This window comes from Caballeronia udeis (assembly GCF_044909315.1).
In the GTDB taxonomy this organism is placed as follows: domain Bacteria; phylum Pseudomonadota; class Gammaproteobacteria; order Burkholderiales; family Burkholderiaceae; genus Caballeronia; species Caballeronia udeis_A.
Window position 1 is genome coordinate 45,518 of record NZ_JBIYEB010000032.1, and the last position, 20,482, is coordinate 65,999.

Here is a 20,482-nt window from a genome sequence, read left to right on the forward strand (position 1 = left end):
AAATTTGGTTCGTTTCCAGACGTAACAGCAGTCAGTCTTCAAAGCATGGGCACGGCTCTTTATTTGTAGGGGGAAACGTTTTATGGGGATTCATTCTCCCATTCATTCAGGCGTGCGAGCGTTTGTCGAAATATCACGAGAAAGCCCTCAAAACAAGGGTAAATCGAATAATCGAACCATGGCGAAGACAGTCCGCGCGCCTGCATTGTCCTGCTTTCTTGACGAGCCATTGTGCCGCTCTTAAACTCGCGCCACCCTGGCGCTCGTGCGTGCCAGCCTGCGTGCAGTTAGCCGGAAAGCCGCGAGCGGAGTCTGCCCGGACGAGCCAGCCTGCACCGCCCCCGCAACGGTAAGCGACTACAACGCAAGTTGCAAGTCGGTCCCGGCGCACGTTGTCCGGCCCATTTCACCACTCGAAACGGCGTCCGGCAGCCGGGATACCGGCCATGGGGAGCACACGACCTTGCGGTTGGGTTGCGTTCTGTTCACTCAGCATGGATCCGCGGGACCCGGCTCGTGCATGCATCATCCGGACCGGTCTCGCCCAATTGTCCGCATAGAGCTGATATCTGGCGGGATTGTTCTTGCGCGGTGCACCGTCAGCCCGTTCGCCAATGCGGATCCCCGCTGAGGCGAAATCGGCCGGACGTGGTGCAGCGCAACGCTTGCAACGGTTGCTCGAACACGTGTCAGCGGTGAACGGCAATGCGTCGGCGGCGTGTGCAGGTCTTTACCCGCGACGGTGGCGATCACATCCGCCGTGCTTGAACCGTCGTCGGTCTGTACTATCCGTTCAGCAGCAATCCGTCGATCGTCCCAAGCGCTGCCATTCTGTGGAGCGGTGCGCTTGCCGGCAACCTCGATGATCTCTTCAACAAGGACTACCAGCTTGCGCACTCGTACAACATGCCGCGTCGCCGTGCCTCTGTCACGCCCGGCCGGCAGCCGCTGTGAACGTTAAACGCATGAACGCCCGGCGCGCTTTCATGATCTGGACCGTGCTCGGCGTGGCCGCGCTCGCAGTGTTCGTGGTCTCGCTGGCGCTGGGGAGTATCGCTGTCTCGCCGCTGCGGGTGATGCAGGCGCTCGCGTCGCGGTCGACTGACGTGATCGATGAAATCGTGCTCGGCCTGCGCCTGCCGCGCGCGCTCGGCGGCTTTGCGGCGGGCGCCTTGCTTGGCATGGCCGGCGCGCTGCTGCAGGTCTTGCTGCGCAATCCGCTCGCTGAACCCTATGTGCTTGGAGTATCGGGCGGCGCCGCCGCGTTTGCGCTTGCCGCGATGTTGTTCTCCCTGTCGTGGTGGAGCGTCGACGTTGCCGCTTTTGCGGGCGCGTTCTTGTCGATACTGCTCGTGCTCGGCCTCGCCCGGCGGGAATTGTGGCGCGGCGAGCCGCAGGACACATCGCCCCGGTTGCTGCTTACCGGAGCGGTGATCGCGGCTGGGTGGGGCGCGTTGATCACGCTCATGCTCGCGGTCGCGCCCGAGAACCGCTTGCGCGGCATGGTGTTCTGGCTGACCGGTGATCTGAACGGCGTCGCGATGCCGTGGACCGCCTTGATCGCGCTCGCGATTGCGCTGATCGCGATCATGCCGGCTGCGCCGCAGCTCAACGTCCTGCTGCGTGGCGACGTAGCGGCCGAGGCGCTTGGCGTGCGGGTCGTGCAGCTGAGGCTGCGCGTGTATCTCGTTGCGTCGCTGGCGGCAGCCGCTGCGGTGACAACTGCCGGGACCATCGGGTTTATAGGGCTCGTGGTGCCGCATGTGTTGCGCCTCGCGTTCGGCAACGATCAGCGCATGCTGCTGCCTGCATCCGCGCTTGCGGGCGGACTGGCAGTAATGGGCGCGGACCTGATCGCGCGCACGGTGATCGCGCCGGCGCAGTTGCCGGTGGGTGTCATCACCGCGCTGATCGGTGTGCCGGTGTTCTTGTGGATGCTCCTCAGGCGCGCGCCATGAACGGACTTCAGGTCACCCATCTCACGTTGCGCGCGGGGAGTCGCGTATTGATCGCGGATCTCACGCAGACCTTCGCGCCCGGCGAAATGTGGTGCGTCGCCGGTCCGAACGGTGCTGGCAAGACGACATTGATCGCGGCGATGGCGGGGGTATCGAAGATGGCATCGAATGCAATTTCCCTCGATGGAAAGGCGCTGAGCGCCTGGGGTGCGAACGAACTCGCCCGCCGACGCGCGTTGATGCCGCAAGCCTCGCATGATGCATTCAGCGCCACCGTTCTCGATACTGTCATGCTCAACCGCTTCCCGCATCTCACGGGCTGGGGTTGGGAAAGCGAAGCGGACCGCGCGGCCGTGCACGCGGCGCTGGATATGCTCGGCCTGGCCGAGTTCGCTTCGCGCGATGTCCTGTCGCTCTCCGGCGGCGAACGTCAGCGCGTGGCACTGGCGGCGACCTTGTGCCAGGACGCACCGCTGTTGTTGCTTGACGAACCGCTCGCGCATCTCGACGTGCATCATCAGATTGATTGTCTCGAAGCGTTGAGCGGGTGGGCCAGGTCAAAACAACGCAATGTGATTTTCTCGTGTCACGATCTGAACCTTGCCCGGCGTTTCGCCACGCACGCTTTGTTGCTCGACGGCGCCGGCCACGCGTATGCAGGCCTCGTTCGCGATGTCCTCACGCCCGAGCGTGCCGGTGCTGCGTTCGGTTATCCGCTTACCTTGATCCAGCAGGACGGTCACGAGGCGCTCGTGCCCGTGATGCGTTCAACCTCACCTTACACATCACTATGAACGACACACTTCCCCGTCCCGAACCGCTCGATCGATCCATGGCGGCCGAGCTGCAGCACGTGATCGATACGAAGACAAAACCACTCGGCAGTCTTGGGCGGCTCGAATCGCTCGGGCTCCAGATCGGGCTGATCCAGCGGACTTTAAAGCCGCGTATCGAGCGGCCGGCGATCATTGTTTTTGCCGGTGATCACGGCATTGCTGCCGAAGGCGTGAGCCCGTTCCCGCAGGAAGTCACCGTGCAGATGGTCGCGAATTTCATCGCGGGCGGGGCGGCGATCAATGCGTTGTCGAAGGCGGCGGGCATGACGCTCGAAGTGGTGGACGCAGGTGTGGCGAGTTCGTCGCCAGCGGCGGCAGGGTTCGTCGATGCAGCGATCCGGCGCGGTGGTACGCGCAACTTCGCAAACGAACCGGCGATGACGCGCGACGAAGTCTCGCAAGCCATTGCACGCGGGGCCGAACGCGTGCGTTTTCACGCGGCGCTCGGGACCAGCGTGATTGGCTTCGGCGAGATGGGGATCGCGAACACATCGGCGGCGGCGTGCCTGATGAGCAGGATCTGCAACGTCGAGATCGACGCGTGCGTAGGACGCGGCACGGGACTCGACAACGCCGGCTTGAACCACAAGCGCGATGTGCTTGCCGCGGCGTTGGCGAAACACGCCGCCTCCACCGATCCGGTCGAGACGTTGGCCACTTTCGGCGGCTTTGAAATTGCGATGATCGTGGGAGCGTTTCTCGCGGCGGCTGAAGCGCGCATGACGATTCTCGTCGATGGTTTTATCGTTACGTCGGCGTTGCTTGTCGCTCATGCGCTTAACCCGGCCGTCCTTGACTACTGCGTGTTCGCGCATGCATCGGATGAAACGGGCCACCGGCGCATGCTGGAATATTTCAACGCCGAGCCCTTGCTGCAACTTGGCTTGCGCCTGGGCGAAGGTACCGGCGCCGCGCTCGCGTTGCCGCTGTTGCGCGCGGCGGTGGCGTTCATCAATGAAATGGCGAGCTTCGAATCGGCCGGCGTATCCGACAAGGCCGTGTGATCCCGACATGAACCGGCCATCGCAGGAACTCCGCTACTTCTTCACCGCGCTCGGGTATTTCACCCGCGTGCCGGTACCGCGTTGGGTTGGTTTCGAAGCGCATTATCTGAATGCGGCGGCGCGTTATTTTCCGTTGATCGGCGCACTGGTCGGCGGGTTGGGTGCGGTCGTTTATCTTGCCGCGCTGCAGGTGTTTCCGGCAGCTGTGGCGGTGTTGTTGTCGATGGCGGCAACGCTGCTTGTCACCGGGGCGTTCCACGAGGACGGCCTTGCCGATTGCGCCGACGCCTTCGGCGGTGCATACACCCGCGACGACGTGTTGCGCATCATGCACGACTCGCGGATCGGCGCGTTTGGTGCGATTGCATTGATCGTCGCGCTTGCGCTGAAGTGGCAGACGTTGGCCACCATGCTGCCGTTGCGCACGGCGTGGATGATTGTCGCGGCGCATGCGGCAAGCCGTACGTTCGCGATCAGCTATCTTTGCACGCTCGACTATGTACGTGCTGAAGGCCGGGCGAAACCGGTCGCGCAGAAGATGAGCGCGGGCGCGTTTGTTTTAGCCGCGCTATTCGGATTGCCCTGGCTTTTCTGGCCGGACTGGCGGTTTGGTTGCGTGATGATCGTGGCGCTTGGTGCATTGCGCTTTGCGATGGGACGCTACTTCGTCAAGCGTATCGGCGGTTATACCGGGGACTGCCTCGGCTTCGCGCAGCAAATGTTTGAACTCACTATCTACCTGATCGGACTCGGATGGATCTCGTCCTGATTCGCCATCCCGCGGTTGGCATAGACACCGGGATTTGTTATGGCAGCACTGATGTCCCGCTTCTTGGCGATGCAGCCGATTCTGCGCGTGTGCTGGGCGACCGGTTGCGGTTGCTGAAAGTGCCGCCGCTTGAAGGTGTCTGGCACACGAGTCCGTTAAGCCGATGCCGCTTGCTGGCCGAAGCACTCGGTCCCGTTCAAGCCGATGCGCGTTTGCAGGAGCTCGATTTCGGCACATGGGAAGGGCAGCGCTGGGACGGCCTTGATCGTGCGGCGCTCGATGCCTGGGCGGAGGATCTTGAACATGCCCGCGAGCACGGCGGGGAGAGTGTCGCGCAGTTCGCCGAGCGCGTGGTGGGTTGGGCCGATTCCGTTTGTACCGCCAACACTACCGGCCCTGTTCACGCGGTGACGCATACCGGCGTCATCCGTGTACTGACCGCTGATTTACTCGGCGTCCCGCGCGCGAACGCGATTCAATGGCCGCTGGATTTCGGCGCGATCGTCTGGTTGAAACGCGTGCGCAATGAATGGCTGCTGGTCCGCTGGAACGCCTGAATCTTTACTGCGGACGGCGCGCTCTTGCTACTTCAATGTCTTCACACAAGGTTGCTGCCCCGAGCGCGAGACGTGGGGTCGGCCGGTTGATCAGGTCACCGTCGATACCGAACAGGTTGTTGCGCACGATCGCTTTCATCGTTGGCCATTTGCGCCACGCATCCAGCGATGGCAACGCATGTTGCGAACTCGTCGCGCCCGGCGTGGCCGTCACGATCGCTTCAGGATCGGTGGCGAGCACGGCTTCGGTCGAGATGGTGGGCACCAGCGGTTTAAGGTCGGTGAACACGTTGTGGCCGCCGCACAGATCTATCACTTCGCTGATGATGTGCGTCCCGTTGAGCGTCATCAGCGGGTCGTCCCAGACCTGGTAAAACACGCTCACCGGCGGCCGGTTCGAATAACGCGTCCGCAAGCCGGCGATGTCGTGACGGAAGGCGTCCGACGCTTTGTTCGCCTGAGCCGATGTCCCGAGCAGGACGCCGAGTTTATCGATGGTGACAGGGATATCGTTCAGCCTGTGCGGCTCGCTGAAAAACAGCGGCACGTGCAGTTCGCGCAACCTGTCGATCTGCCGCATTGCATTGCCGTGGCGCCAGACGACGATCAGGTCCGGTTTCATCGCGACGATGCGTTCGAGGTCCAGCGATTTGTTGTCGCCGACACGCGGGATGGATTTGGCTTGCGGCGGGTAGTCGCTATAGCTGACCGCACCGACGACGCGCGCGCCGCCGCCCGCGGCGAACAGGAGTTCGGTGACATGGGGCGCCAAGCTCACGACGCGCTTTGCCGGGGCGGCGAGGGTGACGGTGGCGCCGGTGTCGTCGGTGACGGTGAGGGCTTCTGCGCGAGCGTGGGCCGAAGCAAAAATCGCAGCGATGAAACTGAGTGCGAGGAAGTGACGCAAGGTCATGAGGTTCGTGAGGTCGGGTGTGTCATGCGTGGCGGGGTCTGCGATCGAAGCATGTCATTGTTCAGCGGATCGCTTTCACGGATGCATCGAACGCCCCGGCAAATCTCGCCCATTCCTCTTCCGATCCCGTCAAACCGATCCGCAAACTGGGCAACGCGCTATGCTCGAAGAGCCGTGTCCAGATTCCGCGCGTGCCCAGAGCATGCTGCAGCATCGCCGCTTTGCCGGTCTCGAACCATACAAAAAGGGGCGTCGCGCGGGGATCGAAACCTTGACTGCGGATCAACGCTGCCAACTTTGCACTATCGCGAGCCAGCGTGGCGCGAGTCTGCGCCTGCCATGAAAGATCATTGAACGCGGCCTGGACCGCATGCCGTGCCGGACCGCTTACCGTCCACGCACCAAGCGCTTCTGAAAGCGCATCGCGTAGTGGCGCTGCCGCGAGTACAAACCCCGTGCGAATCCCGGCTAGCCCATAGAACTTGCCCACGGAGCGCAGCACGACCAGCCCCTCTCGCCCGCTCTCCGATGCCAGCGACATAGATGCATCGCCGTAAGCATCGGCGAACGCTTCGTCGACGATCAGCGTGCCGCCCCGTGCCGCCAATTGCTCGTGCCACCCGAGCAGCACATCACGTCCGATACGTTCGGTTGTCGGATTGTTAGGATTCGCAACGATTACATGGTCGACGCCGTCCGCCAACGCAGCAGACGCGACATCGAGCGTCATGATCCGATGTCCGGCGCGCTCAAACGCGGGCGCGTATTCGCCATAGGTCAAGGACGCAACGGCCGCCAAACCGGGTTTCAACAAGCCCGGCAACACGCGAATCGCGGCCTGACTGCCGGCAACCGGCAGCGCCCCTGGCGCGCCATAGTGGCGCGCTGCAAGCTCGGTCAGACCATCCATGTCTTCGGGCAAGCGGCGCCATGCGTCCGTTGGCACCGGCGGCACCGGATACGCACGCGGATTGATTCCCGTCGATAAATCCAGCCAGTCGTCCAGTGCGATCCCGTATCGACGCGCGGCTTCCCGCAGATTCCCGCCATGCCGGATGGGCTCAGCCATGGAACCCCACGCCCGTGAAAGCCAGCACCAGCAGGATGGCGAGCCACAGCAGTATCGTGCGTTCGACCAGCCGCAGCGCCGCCACCACATGCCGCGGCGAGGCAGTCATTCCGAAACCGAGCACCGGCCGTGTTTCCAGCGTGCCGTGGTAGATCGCCGGGCCGCCGAGCAGCACGTTCAGGCTTCCGGCGCCCGCCGCCATCACCGGCCCCGCGTTCGGGCTGTCCCACAGCGGCGCCTGCGTGCGCCAGCAGCGCCACGCCGTGCGGGTGTCTCCGAGCAGCGCGTAACTGGCCGCGGTGAGACGGGCGGGCACGAAGTTGAGGACATCGTCGAAACGGGCTGCGGCCCAGCCGAAACGAAGATAACGCGGCGTCCGGTAGCCCCACATTGCGTCGAGGGTATTCGCGAGGCGGAACATCAGCGCGCCCGGGCCGCCGGCAATCACGAACCAGAACAGCGCGCCGAAAATTGCGTCGTTGCCGTTTTCCAGCGCGGATTCCACGGCTGCGCGGGACAGCGCGGGTTCGTCGGCGTTGGCGGTGTCGCGCGAGACGATCCGCGCCGTCAGCCTGCGCGCGGCGTCCAGATCGCCGAGCCCGAGCGCGCGGGCGATCGGCGCAATGTGATCGCGCAGGCTTTTGGCGCCGAGCGAAAACCACAGCAGCGCGACGTGCACCACGCACGCGGCGGCGAACGGCAGCACGCTCACGAGAATCCAGCTCACAGCCACGGGCGGCACGACGGCAAGCAGCCACGCAAGTATGCCCGCTGGCCGCGCGCGGAACCCGGTATTCATTTTTGCTTCGATGCGCGTGGCGAGCCGCCCGAACGCGACCAGCGGATGCCGCGTGGCCGGCTCACCGAAGATCCGGTCGATCACGACGCCGGCAATGGCGAGCATCGCCGTGACGTAGAAGGAGAGCAGCAGCATGTCAGCCTTTCAGTACGAGCGGCAGGCCGGCGACCATCATGGTCACGTGCGTGCTCGCGGCGGCGACGCGCTGGTTGAGTCGGCCGAGTTCATCGACGTAAAGGCGCGTCCCCGATCCCATGGGCACCACGCCCAGCCCGATCTCGTTGCTCACCACGATTACCTTCCCGCGCACGTTTGAAAGCGCGGCGTCGAAGTCGCTGAAAGCCTGCAGCGGCGGGCCATCGGGCAGGCTGCCATCGGCGGGGAACAGCAGGTTGGCGAGCCATAACGTCAGGCAGTCGATCAGCACCACATGACCTTCGCGATCCAGTTCGCGCAGCACGCCGCCCAGATTGACCGGTGCTTCCACCAGCGCCCAATGTGCCGGCCGGCGTTCGCGATGCTGCTCCACGCGCGCGGCGAATTCGGCATCGCCAATACGCGCCGTCGCCACGTAAGTGACGGGCAAACCGCTGCCGGCGGCCAGCCGTTCGGCGTAGGCGCTCTTGCCCGAGCGCGCGCCGCCCAGGATGAAGGTGAGGTCAGGGGAAGTCATCGCAATATTGTACCGGCGGGCGCTACCATAACGGCTTCCCGCAGAACCAACGCCACCAATGGAACCGATGACCACGCAAACCCCCATGCAATTTGCACCGCGCGGCACGCTGATGATCCAGGGCACGACCTCCGACGCCGGCAAGAGCACGCTGGTCGCGGGCCTGTGCCGGCTCGCGCGGCGCGGCGGCATGCGGGTCGCGCCGTTCAAGCCGCAGAACATGGCGCTGAACAGCGCGGTGACCGTGGACGGCGGCGAGATCGGACGCGCTCAGGCGCTGCAGGCGATAGCGGCGGGCGTGGACGCGGAAATCGACTTCAATCCCGTGCTGCTCAAGCCGACCAGCGACCGCGGCGCGCAAGTGATCATCCACGGCCACGCACACGCCAATCTGGATGCCCGCGCGTATCACGCGTATAAAACCGTTGCGTTCGATGCCGTTCTTGCCTCGTACGCCCGGCTTCAGCAGCGTTTTGACGCGATTATCGTGGAAGGGGCGGGAAGCCCGGCCGAGGTGAACCTGCGGGATCGCGATATCGCCAACATGGGGTTTGCCGAGCGCGTGGATTGCCCGGTGGTGCTGGTGGCGGATATCGACCGTGGCGGTGTGTTCGCGCATTTGCTGGGGACGCTCGCGTGTTTATCGGAGACCGAAAGGGCGCGGATCCGCGGCTTCGTGATCAACCGTTTTCGTGGCGATATCAGCCTGTTGCAGCCCGGTCTCGACTGGCTGGAGGCGCAAACCGGCAAGCCGGTGCTGGGCGTGGTGCCCTATCTGCATGGCCTGACGCTGGATGCCGAGGACATGTTGCCAAGCCAGTTGCACACGCGCGGCGAAGCCCCTGGCGAGGCGCTGAAGGTGATCGTGCCGGCGTTGCCGCGCATCAGCAACCATACGGATTTCGACGCGTTGCGCGCGCACGCGCAGGTGGATTTCTCCTACGTGCGTGCAGGGACAACGCCGCCACCGGCCGATCTGATCGTGCTGCCGGGGTCGAAAAGCGTGCAGCGCGACCTGGCGTGGCTGCGGGAAAATGGCTGGGATCGCGCGATCGAGCGCCATCTCCGGTACGGCGGCAAGGTGTTGGGCATTTGCGGCGGCATGCAGATGCTCGGCCGCACCGTGGATGATCCGCAGGGGTTAGAAGGGCCTGCCGGCTGCGTGAACGGCTTGGGCCTGCTCGATCTCGACACCACGCTGACGGCGGACAAGCTGCTCGACAACGTGACCGGCCGGCTGACCTTAAGCCCTGAGCGCCCGGAGAGCCCCGAGCCTGCTCCCGTGCGAGGCTACGAGATCCACATGGGCCGCACGACGGGCGCAGCGCTCGCCCGGCCTGCGGTGATGCTCGACGGCGAGCGTCCTGACGGCGCGATTTCCGCCGATAACCAGATCGCCGCCACCTATCTGCACGGCATTTTCGATACTCCCGAAGCCTGCGCGGCGCTACTGGAATGGGCGGGTCTGCGCGATGCCGCCGCGCTTGATTACCCGGCGTTGCGGGAGGCTTCGCTTGACCGCCTCGCCGATACGCTCGGGCAATCGCTGGATCTTGACGCCATCGGTTCGATGTTCGCCTGAACGAAGCGCGCGATTCCCGCACGCATTCAATTTCAATACAAGATCATCTGGGTGCATCGAAACAACGCGATGGTCTTACCCTCGCCGTTCGTCACGATCGCGTCCCACACTTGCGTGCTTCGGCCCAGGTGGACGACTGTTGCCTTGGCCGTGATGACGCCCTCGCGCGCCGTGCCCACGTGGTTGCTCTTCGTTTCGATGGTCGTAAAATTCTTCGCACCCTCGGGCAAGTGAGCGATGCAGGCGTAGCCGCAACAGGTGTCGGCGAGACCGATCACGGTCGCCGCATGCAGGAAGCCGTTTGGCGCGAGCACTTCGGGCCGCACGGTCAGTTTGCCGGTGAGCGTGCCGCTTTCCAGCGATACGACTTCGACGCCGAGCAGCTCCGGGAGGCGGCCGCGCTGGCGTTCCCGCAGGGAGTCGAGGGTGATTTCGGGGCGCAGTGTGGCCATGTTGCGGAGTCCTTGAAGTTGAGCGGCGTTGTTGACGCGCATGGATTGAAATAGGCAAATCCGATAGTATCAACGGCTCGAACTTTTCACTTAATGCAGCGCTTACAGCACGCCGGGGGTGTCAGGGCGTCGGGCGCGGCCGACAACGCGTGGATTGAATCTATGACGGTGATCGTGGTAGCGAATCCGAAGGGCGGCGTGGGCAAGAGCACGCTGTCTACGAATCTGGCTGGTTATTTTGCGGCAAACGGCGAATGGGTCGCGCTCGCGGACCTGGACAAGCAGCAGTCGGCCCACGGCTGGCTGGGCTTGCGCCCGGACACGCTGCCGAAGATAGAAGAGTGGAAGACCAACGTAGACGCGCCGTCCAAGCCGCCCAGGGGCCTGGAAAAGGCCGTTGTGGACACGCCCGCCGGGATTCACGGCACCCGTCTCGCGCTGGCGCTGGATCTGGCGGACAAGGTGATCGTGCCGCTGCAGCCGTCCATGTTCGATATTCTCGCCACCCAGGAATTTCTGGAACGGCTGCAGAAGGAGAAGGCGGTACGCAAGGGAACCATCGAGGTTGGCGTGGTGGGTATGCGGGTGGATGCCCGGACGAAATCAGCGGATCAACTGCATCGGTTTGTGGAAGGGCTTGACCTGCCGGTGCTGGGTTTTATCCGCGATACGCAGAACTACGTGCAGGTCGCGGCGCACGGGCTCACCATCTGGGACGTCGCCAAAAGCCGGGTGGAGAAGGATATCGAGCAGTGGCAACCGATTATTGAATGGGTGTCGAAGAAGTAGAAGAGGATGTGGACGCAGGCGACCCTTGCGGGCACAAAAAAACGCCGGTTGGCTTCAATTCCATGAAAGCCAACCGGCGTTTTTGCGTTTTCGCAGCAGACCAGACCCGATTCAGGTCCAGTTCTGCGTCGGCACGTGGTCGCGGTTTCCCTTGATACGGTTCTTTTCGTCGACGAACACGAGATCCGGCTTCCATCCTGCCTTCAGTTCGGCCTCATCGACCAGCGCGAACGCCGCAATGATCACCAGGTCGCCCAGTTGCGCCCGGCGCGCGGCGGAGCCATTCAGCGAAATCATGCCGCTGCCGCGCTCGCCCTTGATGGCGTAGGTCGTCAGGCGCTCGCCGTTGTTCACGTTCCAGATATCGATCTGCTCGTTTTCAACCAGATTCGCGGCTTCCAGCAAATCCTCGTCGATAGCGCACGAACCTTCGTAATGCAGTTCGCAATGCGTGACCGTGGCGCGGTGAATCTTCGATTTCAAAAGCGTTCGCTGCATGCGTCTCTCGCTCAATTTTCTCTTAAATTTCCAGGTTGTCGATCAAGCGGGTCGTGCCCAGCTTGGCGGCGGCCAGCACCACGAGCGGGGCCGCGGTATCGGCCGGGCCGGGCGGCAGCAGGTCCACGCGCTTTCTCACCGCGATGTAATCGGGCTGCCAGCCACGCTGCACGAGCGACTCCACGGCTTCTTTTTCTACCGATGCAAAGTCGCGATTGCCCGCCAGCAACGCGTCGCGCACGCGATTGAGCGTTTTTGCCAGAACCGGCGCCTCGGCGCGCTCGGCCGCTTGCAGAAAGCGATTGCGGGAGCTGAGCGCCAGACCGTCGGCGTCGCGCACGGTTTCAGCCGCGATGATTTCCGTGGGCAGCGCAAACTGATGGCACATCTGCCGCACGATCATCAGTTGCTGATAATCCTTCTTGCCGAAGACGGCCACGCGCGGCTGCACGCAGGACATCAGCTTCATCACGACCGTACATACGCCCTGGAAGAAACCCGGCCGGAATTCGCCTTCCAGGATGTCGCCCAGGTTAGTCGGCGGATGAACGCGATACTGCTGCGGCTCCGGATACAGGTCGGCTTCGGTCGGCGCGAACAGCACGTACACGTTCTCGGACTGCAGCTTTTCGATGTCATCCTGCAGCGTGCGCGGATATTTATCGAAATCTTCGTTCGGCCCGAACTGCAGCCGGTTCACGAAGATACTGGCGACTACCGGGTCCCCGTGCTGGCGCGCCAGCCGCATGAGCGACAGGTGGCCTTCGTGCAGGTTACCCATGGTCGGGACGAAGGCGGTTCGGTTCTGGCCGCGCAACTGGTCGCGCAGTTCATGGATCGAGCTGATGACTTTCATCTAGCAGGTGTCTCCTGGCGGGCAGCTTTGAAAACACTGCTCCAAGGGGAAAGAAAGGGGAAGGGCCTACGCCACTTTTGCGCCACGGAAGGCTTAAGCCGGCGAATACGCGAGTCTCACGTAGATGGGCGCATACGGCTCGGCCTGGGTGATTTCAATCAGCGCTTCACGCGACAGTTCCAGCATCGCGATGAAATTCACCACCACGACCGGCACGCCGCGCGACGAGTCGAAAAGATCGCCGAATTCCATGAAGCGGGCATTCTGCAGGCGCCGCAGGATCACGCTCATATGCTCGCGCACCGACAATTCCTCGCGCGAGATCTTGTGATGCTCGACCAGGCGGGCGCGTTTGATGACGTCGGCCCAGGCGGCGCGCAGGTCGTTTGCATCGACGTCGGGGAAGCGTTGCGCCGAGCTCTGCTCGACATACACCTCTGCCCGCAGGAAGTCGCGGCCCAGTTGCGGCAGGTGATCCAGGCGCTGCGCCGCGAGCTTCATCTGCTCGTATTCCAGCAGGCGCCGCACGAGTTCGGCGCGCGGATCTTCCGCTTCCTCGCCCGTATCCGCCTTTTTCACCGGCAGCAGCATGCGCGACTTGATCTCGATCAGCATGGCCGCCATCAACAGATATTCCGCCGCCAGTTCCAGGTTGGATTCGCGAATCTGGTCGACGTAGCCCAGGTACTGGCGTGTCACGTCGGCCATCGGGATGTCGAGGACGTTGAAATTCTGCTTGCGGATCAGGTACAGCAGCAAGTCGAGCGGACCCTCGAACGCTTCGAGAAAGATCTCGAGCGCGTCCGGCGGGATATACAGGTCGGTGGGCAGCTTCCAGAGCGGTTCGCCATACAGATGCGCGAACGCCACGCCGTCAATGGTGTTCGGCGTGGAATCGTTCGCGGGCGCGGCAAGCGCCGCGGCGCGATCATCCTTGCCCGAACGCCCAGGGTGTCCCGAACGCTCCGGAGCCGGCTGCGCCTCGCGGGCGGCACTCACGTTCAGAAGTTCTGGTAATAGACGTAGGGCGTTTGTTCGACTCGCGACGTCTTGATCTCCGAGCGCTCGTCGAGGTCGATAGGCTTTTTGTCCCACAACAGCGCACGGCCCTGGCGCTGTTCTGCTTCGAGCGACGGTTTCTGCTCTTTCATCTGATTGATGAACTGGGTGATGTCCGACAGGTACATGATTCGACTTCCGTTGGCTCAGAGCGATTCGAAAACGGGCGCGGCGCAGGTTTAAGCGAGACGCCGCCGTGATTGGCTGCAATTTTACCGCAAGCATCAGGGAGCGGAGCGGTTAACAACGTCCCGCCACGTCCGAAGACGTCCCAAGCCCGCCCGAAGCTCGCGGATAAGCGGAGACATCGGCCATCCGGTCTGGCGGAACCGTCCCGATAGCAATGGTAAAACCCTGTCAATTATTGAAACACCCGAGGAACAAGCGCGGCAGAGAGCCGTCCAAGGCGCACCTCCGGCATTTTCCGGAGCCGGTGGGTCGAAGCGCGCGACGATCGGCTTGAACGTTGTCCGATCGGCCAACCCGGCGTTTTTTGGGACAGCCCGCCGCGCCAGTGTGGTGAAATAGCGCCTGCTGGAACGACGCCCGGCGTTTGGCTGGCACCGCGCCGGTACCGAGCAGCGGTCGTCCCGTGCCACGTCGCCCACGCAATCCCACTCAATTCAACCCCGGAGGTCACGTTTGGCGGGGCGCCTGTTTGATCCGCTGCGCTTCAAGCGCGGGCAAGCCGATAATCGGCGGCTTCAGCCGCCGGTTATCGCGTCGTCGAAGGCGCCTTCCCGTGCGTGGTCGTGGTCATTCGTGCGCCGTGCCGTCTGGTTGTTCCACGCGCTGGCGTTGTTTGCCATCGCACAGCCCGCGCAGGCGAAATACGACGTCGATATCGACGCGCCGCGCAGTGTCCGGTCGCTGTTGAAAGACCATCTGGATTTATCGCGTTTCAAGAAACGCGACGACATCAGCGACGAACAATTCGACTTTCTGGTCACCGCGACGCCACAGGAAGTCCGCGATCTGGTCGCGACCGACGGTTATTTCACGCCGATCGTGCGGACCGACGTGAAACATGACGGCAACAAAAAATCCGTCACGATCAGCGTCGATCCCGGTCCGCAGACGAAGGTCGCCTCGGTTTCGCTGACATTCAAGGGCGCGATCACGACCGAAGACCCGGCTCAGGAGAACACCGCGCGCCTCGCATTTTCGATCAAGGAAGGCGATCCGTTCTCGCAGAGCGCGTGGGACGACGCGAAGAATACCGCGCTCAAGGCCTTGCAGGCCCGCCGGTATCTTGGCGCGAAAATCTCGCAATCCCAGGCGCGCGTGAATCCGCGGACGCACATAGCGGATTTGTCAGTGACGTTCGATAGCGGCCCGACCTTCACGTTCGGCCAGCTCGACATCAGCGGCGTGCGGCGTTACCCGGAAAAGATCATCCACAATGTGAACCGGATTCACCCGGGCGACACCTACGACGTCGCACGGGTGAACGAGTTGCAGCGGCAGTTGCAGAACACGCCGTATTACGCGTCGGTCGCCATCGACGCGGACAACGACGTCAACAAGCCAAACGAAACGCCGATGCACCTGAAGGTCAGCGAGTATCCGTACAACAGCGTGCGCTACGGCGTGGGTTACGCGACAGATACCGGTCCGCATATCCAGGGCGCGTACAGCTATCTCGATACCTTCGGCAAGGCTTATCCGTTCACCATATCCGGCCGTCTGGACCAGACCCAGCAATACGGCCAGGTGCAGCTCGCGATGCCGCCGGACGGCCGCACCTGGGTGAACAGCGTGCTGGCTTCGTACACGAACACGAATGTATCCGACACGCGCATCTATAGCGCACGCGTGGGCGTGCAGCGCACTCGCTCGCTGCAGAATATCGACACCACGTTTTCGCTGCTGTTCTATGCCGACCGGCTGACGCAGAATCTTGGGCCGCCGACCACCAGCCGCGCGCTTGTGCCGTCCTGGCAGTGGGTGCGCCGTAATGTGGACGATCCGCTGTTTCCGCGTTCGGGCAACCTGATTCGCGCCGAAGCGGACGTCGCGGTGAAGGGTTTGCTCACCGATCAAACCTTTGGCCGCGTTTATACGAACCTGCTGCAGTACTTGCCGCTGGGCAAGCGCGACCTGTTCGTGTTCCGCGCGGAGTTTGGCGGGGTGTTCACGGCGGGCAGTTCGAGCGGTGTTCCCGCGTCGCTGCTGTTCCGCGCGGGCGGTGCGAATTCGGTGCGCGGTTATGGGTATCAGAGCATTGGTAATGATGTCGATGGCTCGGTATTGCCGACCAAGTATCTGATGACCGGCAGCTCGGAGTACCAGCACTGGTTTTCGCACGATTGGGGCGGCGCGGTGTTCTTCGACATAGGTACCGCCACCGACACCTGGAAAGAGCGCGTATTCGAGCCGGGCACGGGTGTGGGCGTGCGCTGGCGCAGTCCGGTCGGGCCGGTGAACGTGGACATTGCGTATGGCTTCAAGAATCGCGATATCCGCCCGTACCTGACGCTCGGGATCGCCTTTTGATGAATTTGCCCGGATTATTTCGATTGTTCCTTCAAGCATGAGCGACCAGAACGGCCAATCTCCCCGAGACCCGCCGGCCCCTTCCGAGGACCGGGGGAACGGCGCGTCTGAAAATGGAGCGCCTGCACCGAAGCCACGGCGCGGCGGCTGGCGCCGCCTGGCCAAATGGCTCGGCGGCGTGGTGCTGGTGCTTGTGCTCTGCTTCGCGCTCGGTGTCGCGATGATCCTGTACGCGCTCAACAGCGAGCGCGGGACGCGCTACGTGTGGCAGGCGGCGACGTCGTTGCTTGGCGGCCGGCTGAGCGGCACGCTCGACGGCGGCGCGATTGCAACCGGCTTGCAATTGCGCAACGTGCACTGGAAAAGTCTCGACGGCAAGGGGACGGATATTGCCGTGGACAGCGCTTCCGGCCGATGGGAACTGACGCGTGCGCCGTTGCGTTTCACTATCGACTATTTGCATGTCGGAACGGTCGATGCCCGCATCGCGCCTTCTCCGAAAGACAACAGCAAAGTCGAGTTGCCGACCGATTTACGTTTGCCTGTCCAGCTCTCCGTCAGCGACGTCACGCTCGACAAGCTCCGCATTCATGAAGGCGCGACGACCACAGAATTCTCGCGGCTCGCGCTGGACGGGCATAGCGACGGCCGCCATCACGAGGCGCGCATCCAGCGTCTCGATACGCCATTCGGCGCGGTCACGGCCGCGTTGAAACTCGACGGCGGCGCGCGCCCGTTCCCGCTGACCGGCGATGCCGGTTATTCGGGCGAAGTCAGCGGCGAGGCCGTGCAGGTCGCAGCGCATCTGACGGGGTCGCTGGAAAACCTCGCCGCCGATATCAACGCAAGCGGCCTGAAGCTCAAGGGTCAGGCGCACGTTGAGGCAGCGCCGTTCGGCGACGTGCCGCTCAAGCGCGCGCTGGTGACCATCGATCACGTCAATCCGCAGGCGTTCAACCCGAGCGCGCCGTTTGCGGATCTCGCGGTGCGGGCCGAACTGAAACCCGATCCGGCTACGCCGAATACGCTCGTGGTGACCGGGCCGGTATCGATCGTGAACGCGAAGCCGGGTTCGGTCGACAAGCAACTGCTTCCCCTGATCGATGCTCGCGCGAACGTGAAGCTCGATGCATCGGAGCAAACCATTTCGGACCTGAGCGTGCGGCTGCTGAAGGACGCAACCGTCACGGGCGGCGGAACGCTCAAGGGCGCGTCGGGCCGGTTCGACCTGAAAGTCGCGAAACTCGATCTGAACGCGATCGAATCGACCATCCGGCCGACCCAGTTTGCCGGCCCGATCGGCATCCATCTCTCCGGCGATACGCAGACGATCACGCTGGATCTCAATGACCCGAAAGCGGCGTTGCACGCGCAGGGCAAGGTCACGCTCGATGCGAAACAAACCTCGTTCGATGGCGTGAAACTGGGCGTAGGCAAGGGGCGCATAGAGTTGAGCGGCGCGCTGCAGAAGGACACGCATTCGAGCTACGACCTGAAGGCGAAGCTCATCGACTTCAATCCGCTGCTGCTGACCGACGCACTGGTCACGAAGCCTCCGGCGAAAGGTGCTTCCAAAGCGAAGCCGGCGGTGAAATCCGGGCCCATCGAGGCGCGCGTGAACGGCACGCTGTCGGCCGTGGGCGTACTCGCGCCAACGCTGACGACCAAGGCGCAGTTCAAGCTCGGCGACAGCGTCTACGACAACCTTCCGCTCACCGGCGCGGGCACGATCCAGGTCGTGGGAACGCGCATCCTGCCGAGCACGGCGACGCTCTCGATTGCCGGCAACGACGTCGATCTCAACGGCAGTTTCGGCGCACCGGGCGATCGCTTGCGTTTTCGTATTGATGCACCTCAGCTCGAGCGGCTGGGGTTCGGACTAGCAGGGCTCGTCAAAGCCGACGGCGATGTCACTGGTTCGTTCGCGCATCCGAACCTGGCGGCAAACTATCAGGCGGACAGCGTGGTGTTCGGCGCGAACCGCGTTGGCCATGCGGAAGGCCGGGCCGAAGCTCGCGACGGCGCGAACGGCGCGCTGGTATTCACCCTTCAGGCTCGCGATGTCAGCGCGGAAGGGGTGGATCTTTCGAGCCTCGACGCGAACCTCAACGGCACGCGCGCCAACCATACGCTCAACGCGTCCGCGGTCGGCAAGGTGCACGGCAATGCGGTCAACCTGACCGTGGCCGCGAACGGCCGCCTGACCGACGCCCGCGACGGCGCGCATTGGGACGGTACGGTCACGCGCTTGTCCAACAAGGGCACGCCGAACGTCAATCTCGACGCGCCGCTGACCGTGAGCTACGCGCCGAACCACGTCGTGCTGGGCGCGACGCGCGTATCGGCGGAAGGCGCCGTGCTCGACTTGAAATCGTTCGCGCTCGATGGCGGGCGCATCAGTTCGGCCGGCCAGTTGACGAATCTCTCGGTGGCGCGGCTGTTTGAAATCCGCCAGGAACTGGAGGGCGGGCCGCCACCCACCAAGACTGATCTGGTCTTCGACGGCGACTGGAATTTCGCGCTCGGCGCCACCGCGACGGGCTACGTGCAACTGAAGCGGCGCTCGGGTGACGTGTCCATCGACGCGGCTCGCGGCGTCGCGGCGCTCGGCATCACGGACATAACCGCTCGCGCGGACTTTACCGGCGGCAACCGCCTCAACGCGACGCTGCACGCGCAGGCGACGCGGATCGGCGTGATCGATGCGAACGTCCACACGAACCTGGTGGCGCGCGACGGCGTGCTCACGGTCGCGGACGAAGCGCCGCTGAGCGGAGCGATCGACGCCAATGTTCCGACGCTGCGCACGACTGGCGGGTTGTTCGGGCCGACTTATCTGCTCGATGGCCATCTCGGGTTGAAGCTGACCATCGCGGGGATCGTTGCGAAACCGACGGTGTCCGGCATGCTCACCGGCGACGGGCTGTCGGTCACGGTCATCGACCAGGGCGTGCAGTTAAAGGACGGCGTGATCCGGATTGCGTTGTCGGAGAATCTTGTCGATCTGCAGCAGGTCGAGTTTCACGGCGCGAGCGGCACATTGCGGGCAACCGGCAAGGTGCGGCTGGATCAGCAACAGCCGGACCTGACGGCCAGCATTATTGCTGACAAGCTTGAGCTGTTTGCATCGCCTGACCGGCAGTTGCAGTTGTCGGGCAGTGCATCGGTGGCGAACGCAGGTCTGCAGGGCGGCATGGCGATCGACGGCAAATTCACTGTCGATCACGCGCTCTTCGACCTGCCCGAGCAATCGGCGCCGTCGCTTGGCGACGACGTCGTGATCGAGCGTCCTGACGGTACGGTGAAGGGCGAGGACCAGCACGTTGTGGAGACGGGCGAGAAGCCCGTGGGCGCGTTTGCGCCGCGTGCGAATATCGATATCAATCTCGGCCAGAAATTCCGCTTTCGCGGCGCGGGTGCGGATCTCGGCCTGGCCGGGACCATCACGGCCATGAGCGCGCCGAACATGCCGCTGCGGGCTGTCGGCAATGTGCGCGTGACACCGGGGTCCACCTATACGGCGTTCGGGCGGAAGCTGGGGATTGAAAACGGCTTTTTCACGTTCAACGGACCGGTTGCGAATCCCGGCATCAATATTCTGGCGATGCGGCGCAATCAGGAGATCGAGGCCGGCGTGCAGGTGACGGGCACGGTGCAGTCACCAATCGCAAAGCTGATTTCGGAGCCGAACGTGCCGGATAACGAGAAGTTATCGTGGCTGTTGTTCGGGCATGGTACCGATCAGGGCAACAATATCGGTCAGCAGAGCGCGATGACGAATGCGCTCGCGTTGCTGGGGAGCTCACAGGGCAAGCGGATTGCGCAGACGTTCGGTCTGGATGAGTTTTCTATCGGAACGAGTGAGGTTGGGCTGACCGATCCGCAAGTCGTGATGTTGTCGAAGGCCATCAATGAGCGGCTCGTGCTCGGCTATGAACAGGGTTTGCAGTCGGCAAGCAATGCGATCAAAGCGACGCTGAGCCTGTCGCGATTCTGGTCAATATCGGCGTACGGCGGCACATTCCAGGGTCTCGATCTGCTTTATACGCGGCGCTTCGATTCGTGGTCGCGAAGGAACGGGCCGTCGGAGGGGAAGTAGCTTACGCGCCGCATGAACGTTAAAAGGGCCGCGTCCAACGTGAGTTGGCGCGGCCCTTTGGCCTTCGGTTCGG

18 protein-coding genes are annotated in these 20,482 nt (G+C 63.4%); 9 read left to right on the forward strand and 9 right to left on the reverse strand.

Going from position 1 to position 20,482, the window contains the following annotated elements; translation table 11 throughout:
• Positions 1-965: 965 nt before the first annotated feature.
• From ABH944_RS35995 to cobC, 5 genes are read left to right on the forward strand one after another with little or no spacing between them, the layout of a single operon-like run.
• Positions 966-1,958 (forward strand): FecCD family ABC transporter permease, encoded by a 993-nt coding sequence (locus tag ABH944_RS35995; protein ID WP_404612595.1) that lies wholly within the window; start codon positions 966-968, stop codon positions 1,956-1,958.
• On the forward strand, positions 1,955-2,752 hold the full coding sequence (locus tag ABH944_RS36000) for an ABC transporter ATP-binding protein (RefSeq protein ID WP_404612593.1): 798 nt from the start codon (positions 1,955-1,957) through the stop codon (positions 2,750-2,752). The genes ABH944_RS35995 and ABH944_RS36000 overlap by 4 nt, the downstream gene beginning before the upstream one ends.
• Entirely contained in the window at positions 2,749-3,798 is a 1,050-nt protein-coding gene (gene cobT / locus ABH944_RS36005) for a nicotinate-nucleotide--dimethylbenzimidazole phosphoribosyltransferase (protein WP_404612592.1), read from the forward strand. Before ABH944_RS36000 ends, cobT begins: the two co-directional genes overlap by 4 nt.
• Positions 3,799-3,805: 7 nt before the next feature.
• Positions 3,806-4,567, forward strand: coding sequence for an adenosylcobinamide-GDP ribazoletransferase (locus ABH944_RS36010; RefSeq protein WP_404612590.1), 762 nt, complete (start codon positions 3,806-3,808; stop codon positions 4,565-4,567).
• A complete protein-coding gene (cobC, locus tag ABH944_RS36015) occupies positions 4,552-5,124 on the forward strand; it encodes an alpha-ribazole phosphatase family protein (protein ID WP_404612588.1) in 573 nt (190 codons plus the stop codon). Before ABH944_RS36010 ends, cobC begins: the two co-directional genes overlap by 16 nt.
• A 4-nt stretch (positions 5,125-5,128) precedes the next feature.
• On the opposite strand, the gene ABH944_RS36020 is transcribed toward cobC, so the two are convergent.
• The 4 genes from ABH944_RS36020 to cobU all read right to left on the reverse strand — a co-directional run bounded on the left by ABH944_RS36020 (position 5,129) and on the right by cobU (position 8,578).
• Entirely contained in the window at positions 5,129-6,037 is a 909-nt protein-coding gene (locus ABH944_RS36020) for a cobalamin-binding protein (protein ID WP_404612587.1), read from the reverse strand.
• Positions 6,038-6,098: 61 nt separating this feature from the next.
• Positions 6,099-7,106, reverse strand: a complete 1,008-nt coding sequence (cobD, locus tag ABH944_RS36025; RefSeq protein ID WP_404612585.1) for a threonine-phosphate decarboxylase CobD — start codon at positions 7,104-7,106, stop codon at positions 6,099-6,101.
• Positions 7,099-8,040, reverse strand: coding sequence for an adenosylcobinamide-phosphate synthase CbiB (cbiB, locus tag ABH944_RS36030; protein WP_404612583.1), 942 nt, complete (start codon positions 8,038-8,040; stop codon positions 7,099-7,101). The genes cobD and cbiB overlap by 8 nt, the downstream gene beginning before the upstream one ends.
• Before the next feature lies 1 nt (position 8,041).
• Positions 8,042-8,578, reverse strand: coding sequence for a bifunctional adenosylcobinamide kinase/adenosylcobinamide-phosphate guanylyltransferase (gene cobU, locus ABH944_RS36035; RefSeq protein WP_404612581.1), 537 nt, complete (start codon positions 8,576-8,578; stop codon positions 8,042-8,044).
• An 85-nt stretch (positions 8,579-8,663) separates the two neighbouring features.
• On the opposite strand from cobU, the gene ABH944_RS36040 reads away from it, so the two are divergent.
• Entirely contained in the window at positions 8,664-10,160 is a 1,497-nt protein-coding gene (locus tag ABH944_RS36040) for a cobyric acid synthase (protein WP_404612677.1), read from the forward strand.
• A 32-nt stretch (positions 10,161-10,192) separates the two neighbouring features.
• Here ABH944_RS36040 and ABH944_RS36045 read toward each other — a convergent pair whose 3' ends face one another.
• Positions 10,193-10,612, reverse strand: a complete 420-nt coding sequence (locus ABH944_RS36045) for a PaaI family thioesterase (RefSeq protein ID WP_404612579.1) — start codon at positions 10,610-10,612, stop codon at positions 10,193-10,195.
• A 162-nt stretch (positions 10,613-10,774) separates the two neighbouring features.
• On the opposite strand from ABH944_RS36045, the gene ABH944_RS36050 reads away from it, so the two are divergent.
• Positions 10,775-11,401 (forward strand): ParA family protein, encoded by a 627-nt coding sequence (locus ABH944_RS36050; RefSeq protein WP_404612675.1) that lies wholly within the window; start codon positions 10,775-10,777, stop codon positions 11,399-11,401.
• Positions 11,402-11,512: 111 nt separating this feature from the next.
• On the opposite strand, the gene panD is transcribed toward ABH944_RS36050, so the two are convergent.
• The 4 genes from panD to ABH944_RS36070 form a co-directional block, all read right to left on the reverse strand.
• On the reverse strand, positions 11,513-11,899 hold the full coding sequence (gene panD / locus ABH944_RS36055; protein ID WP_047896052.1) for an aspartate 1-decarboxylase: 387 nt from the start codon (positions 11,897-11,899) through the stop codon (positions 11,513-11,515).
• Between the two features lie 22 nt (positions 11,900-11,921).
• Entirely contained in the window at positions 11,922-12,755 is an 834-nt protein-coding gene (panC, locus tag ABH944_RS36060) for a pantoate--beta-alanine ligase (protein WP_404612576.1), read from the reverse strand.
• 93 nt (positions 12,756-12,848) lie between these two features.
• The gene (locus ABH944_RS36065; protein ID WP_062080927.1) at positions 12,849-13,754 is read right to left on the reverse strand and encodes a segregation and condensation protein A; all 906 of its coding nucleotides are present in this window, start codon (positions 13,752-13,754) and stop codon (positions 12,849-12,851) included.
• Between the two features lie 2 nt (positions 13,755-13,756).
• Entirely contained in the window at positions 13,757-13,945 is a 189-nt protein-coding gene (locus tag ABH944_RS36070; protein WP_197500147.1) for a DUF3460 family protein, read from the reverse strand.
• 631 nt (positions 13,946-14,576) lie between these two features.
• Between ABH944_RS36070 and ABH944_RS36075 the strand changes: the two genes are divergently transcribed.
• Positions 14,577-16,310 carry an autotransporter assembly complex protein TamA gene (locus tag ABH944_RS36075; RefSeq protein ID WP_404612673.1) on the forward strand — a complete coding sequence of 578 codons (1,734 nt, stop codon included), beginning with the start codon at positions 14,577-14,579 and terminating at the stop codon, positions 16,308-16,310.
• 37 nt (positions 16,311-16,347) lie between these two features.
• The gene (locus ABH944_RS36080; protein WP_404612574.1) at positions 16,348-20,409 is read left to right on the forward strand and encodes a translocation/assembly module TamB domain-containing protein; all 4,062 of its coding nucleotides are present in this window, start codon (positions 16,348-16,350) and stop codon (positions 20,407-20,409) included.
• The last annotated feature ends 73 nt before the right edge of the window (positions 20,410-20,482 follow it).

What these genes read in the sequence shown, in the direction of transcription:
- ABH944_RS35995 (WP_404612595.1), top strand. Translation starts at nt 966, where the DNA reads ATGAACGCCCGGCGCGCTTTCATGATCTGGACCGTGCTCGGCGTGGCC.
- ABH944_RS36000 (WP_404612593.1), top strand. Translation starts at nt 1,955, where the DNA reads ATGAACGGACTTCAGGTCACCCATCTCACGTTGCGCGCGGGGAGTCGC.
- cobT (WP_404612592.1), top strand. Translation starts at nt 2,749, where the DNA reads ATGAACGACACACTTCCCCGTCCCGAACCGCTCGATCGATCCATGGCG.
- ABH944_RS36010 (WP_404612590.1), top strand. Translation starts at nt 3,806, where the DNA reads ATGAACCGGCCATCGCAGGAACTCCGCTACTTCTTCACCGCGCTCGGG.
- cobC (WP_404612588.1), top strand. Translation starts at nt 4,552, where the DNA reads ATGGATCTCGTCCTGATTCGCCATCCCGCGGTTGGCATAGACACCGGG.
- ABH944_RS36020 (WP_404612587.1), bottom strand. Translation starts at nt 6,037, where the DNA reads ATGACCTTGCGTCACTTCCTCGCACTCAGTTTCATCGCTGCGATTTTT.
- cobD (WP_404612585.1), bottom strand. Translation starts at nt 7,106, where the DNA reads ATGGCTGAGCCCATCCGGCATGGCGGGAATCTGCGGGAAGCCGCGCGT.
- cbiB (WP_404612583.1), bottom strand. Translation starts at nt 8,040, where the DNA reads ATGCTGCTGCTCTCCTTCTACGTCACGGCGATGCTCGCCATTGCCGGC.
- cobU (WP_404612581.1), bottom strand. Translation starts at nt 8,578, where the DNA reads ATGACTTCCCCTGACCTCACCTTCATCCTGGGCGGCGCGCGCTCGGGC.
- ABH944_RS36040 (WP_404612677.1), top strand. Translation starts at nt 8,664, where the DNA reads ATGCAATTTGCACCGCGCGGCACGCTGATGATCCAGGGCACGACCTCC.
- ABH944_RS36045 (WP_404612579.1), bottom strand. Translation starts at nt 10,612, where the DNA reads ATGGCCACACTGCGCCCCGAAATCACCCTCGACTCCCTGCGGGAACGC.
- ABH944_RS36050 (WP_404612675.1), top strand. Translation starts at nt 10,775, where the DNA reads ATGACGGTGATCGTGGTAGCGAATCCGAAGGGCGGCGTGGGCAAGAGC.
- panD (WP_047896052.1), bottom strand. Translation starts at nt 11,899, where the DNA reads ATGCAGCGAACGCTTTTGAAATCGAAGATTCACCGCGCCACGGTCACG.
- panC (WP_404612576.1), bottom strand. Translation starts at nt 12,755, where the DNA reads ATGAAAGTCATCAGCTCGATCCATGAACTGCGCGACCAGTTGCGCGGC.
- ABH944_RS36080 (WP_404612574.1), top strand. Translation starts at nt 16,348, where the DNA reads ATGAGCGACCAGAACGGCCAATCTCCCCGAGACCCGCCGGCCCCTTCC.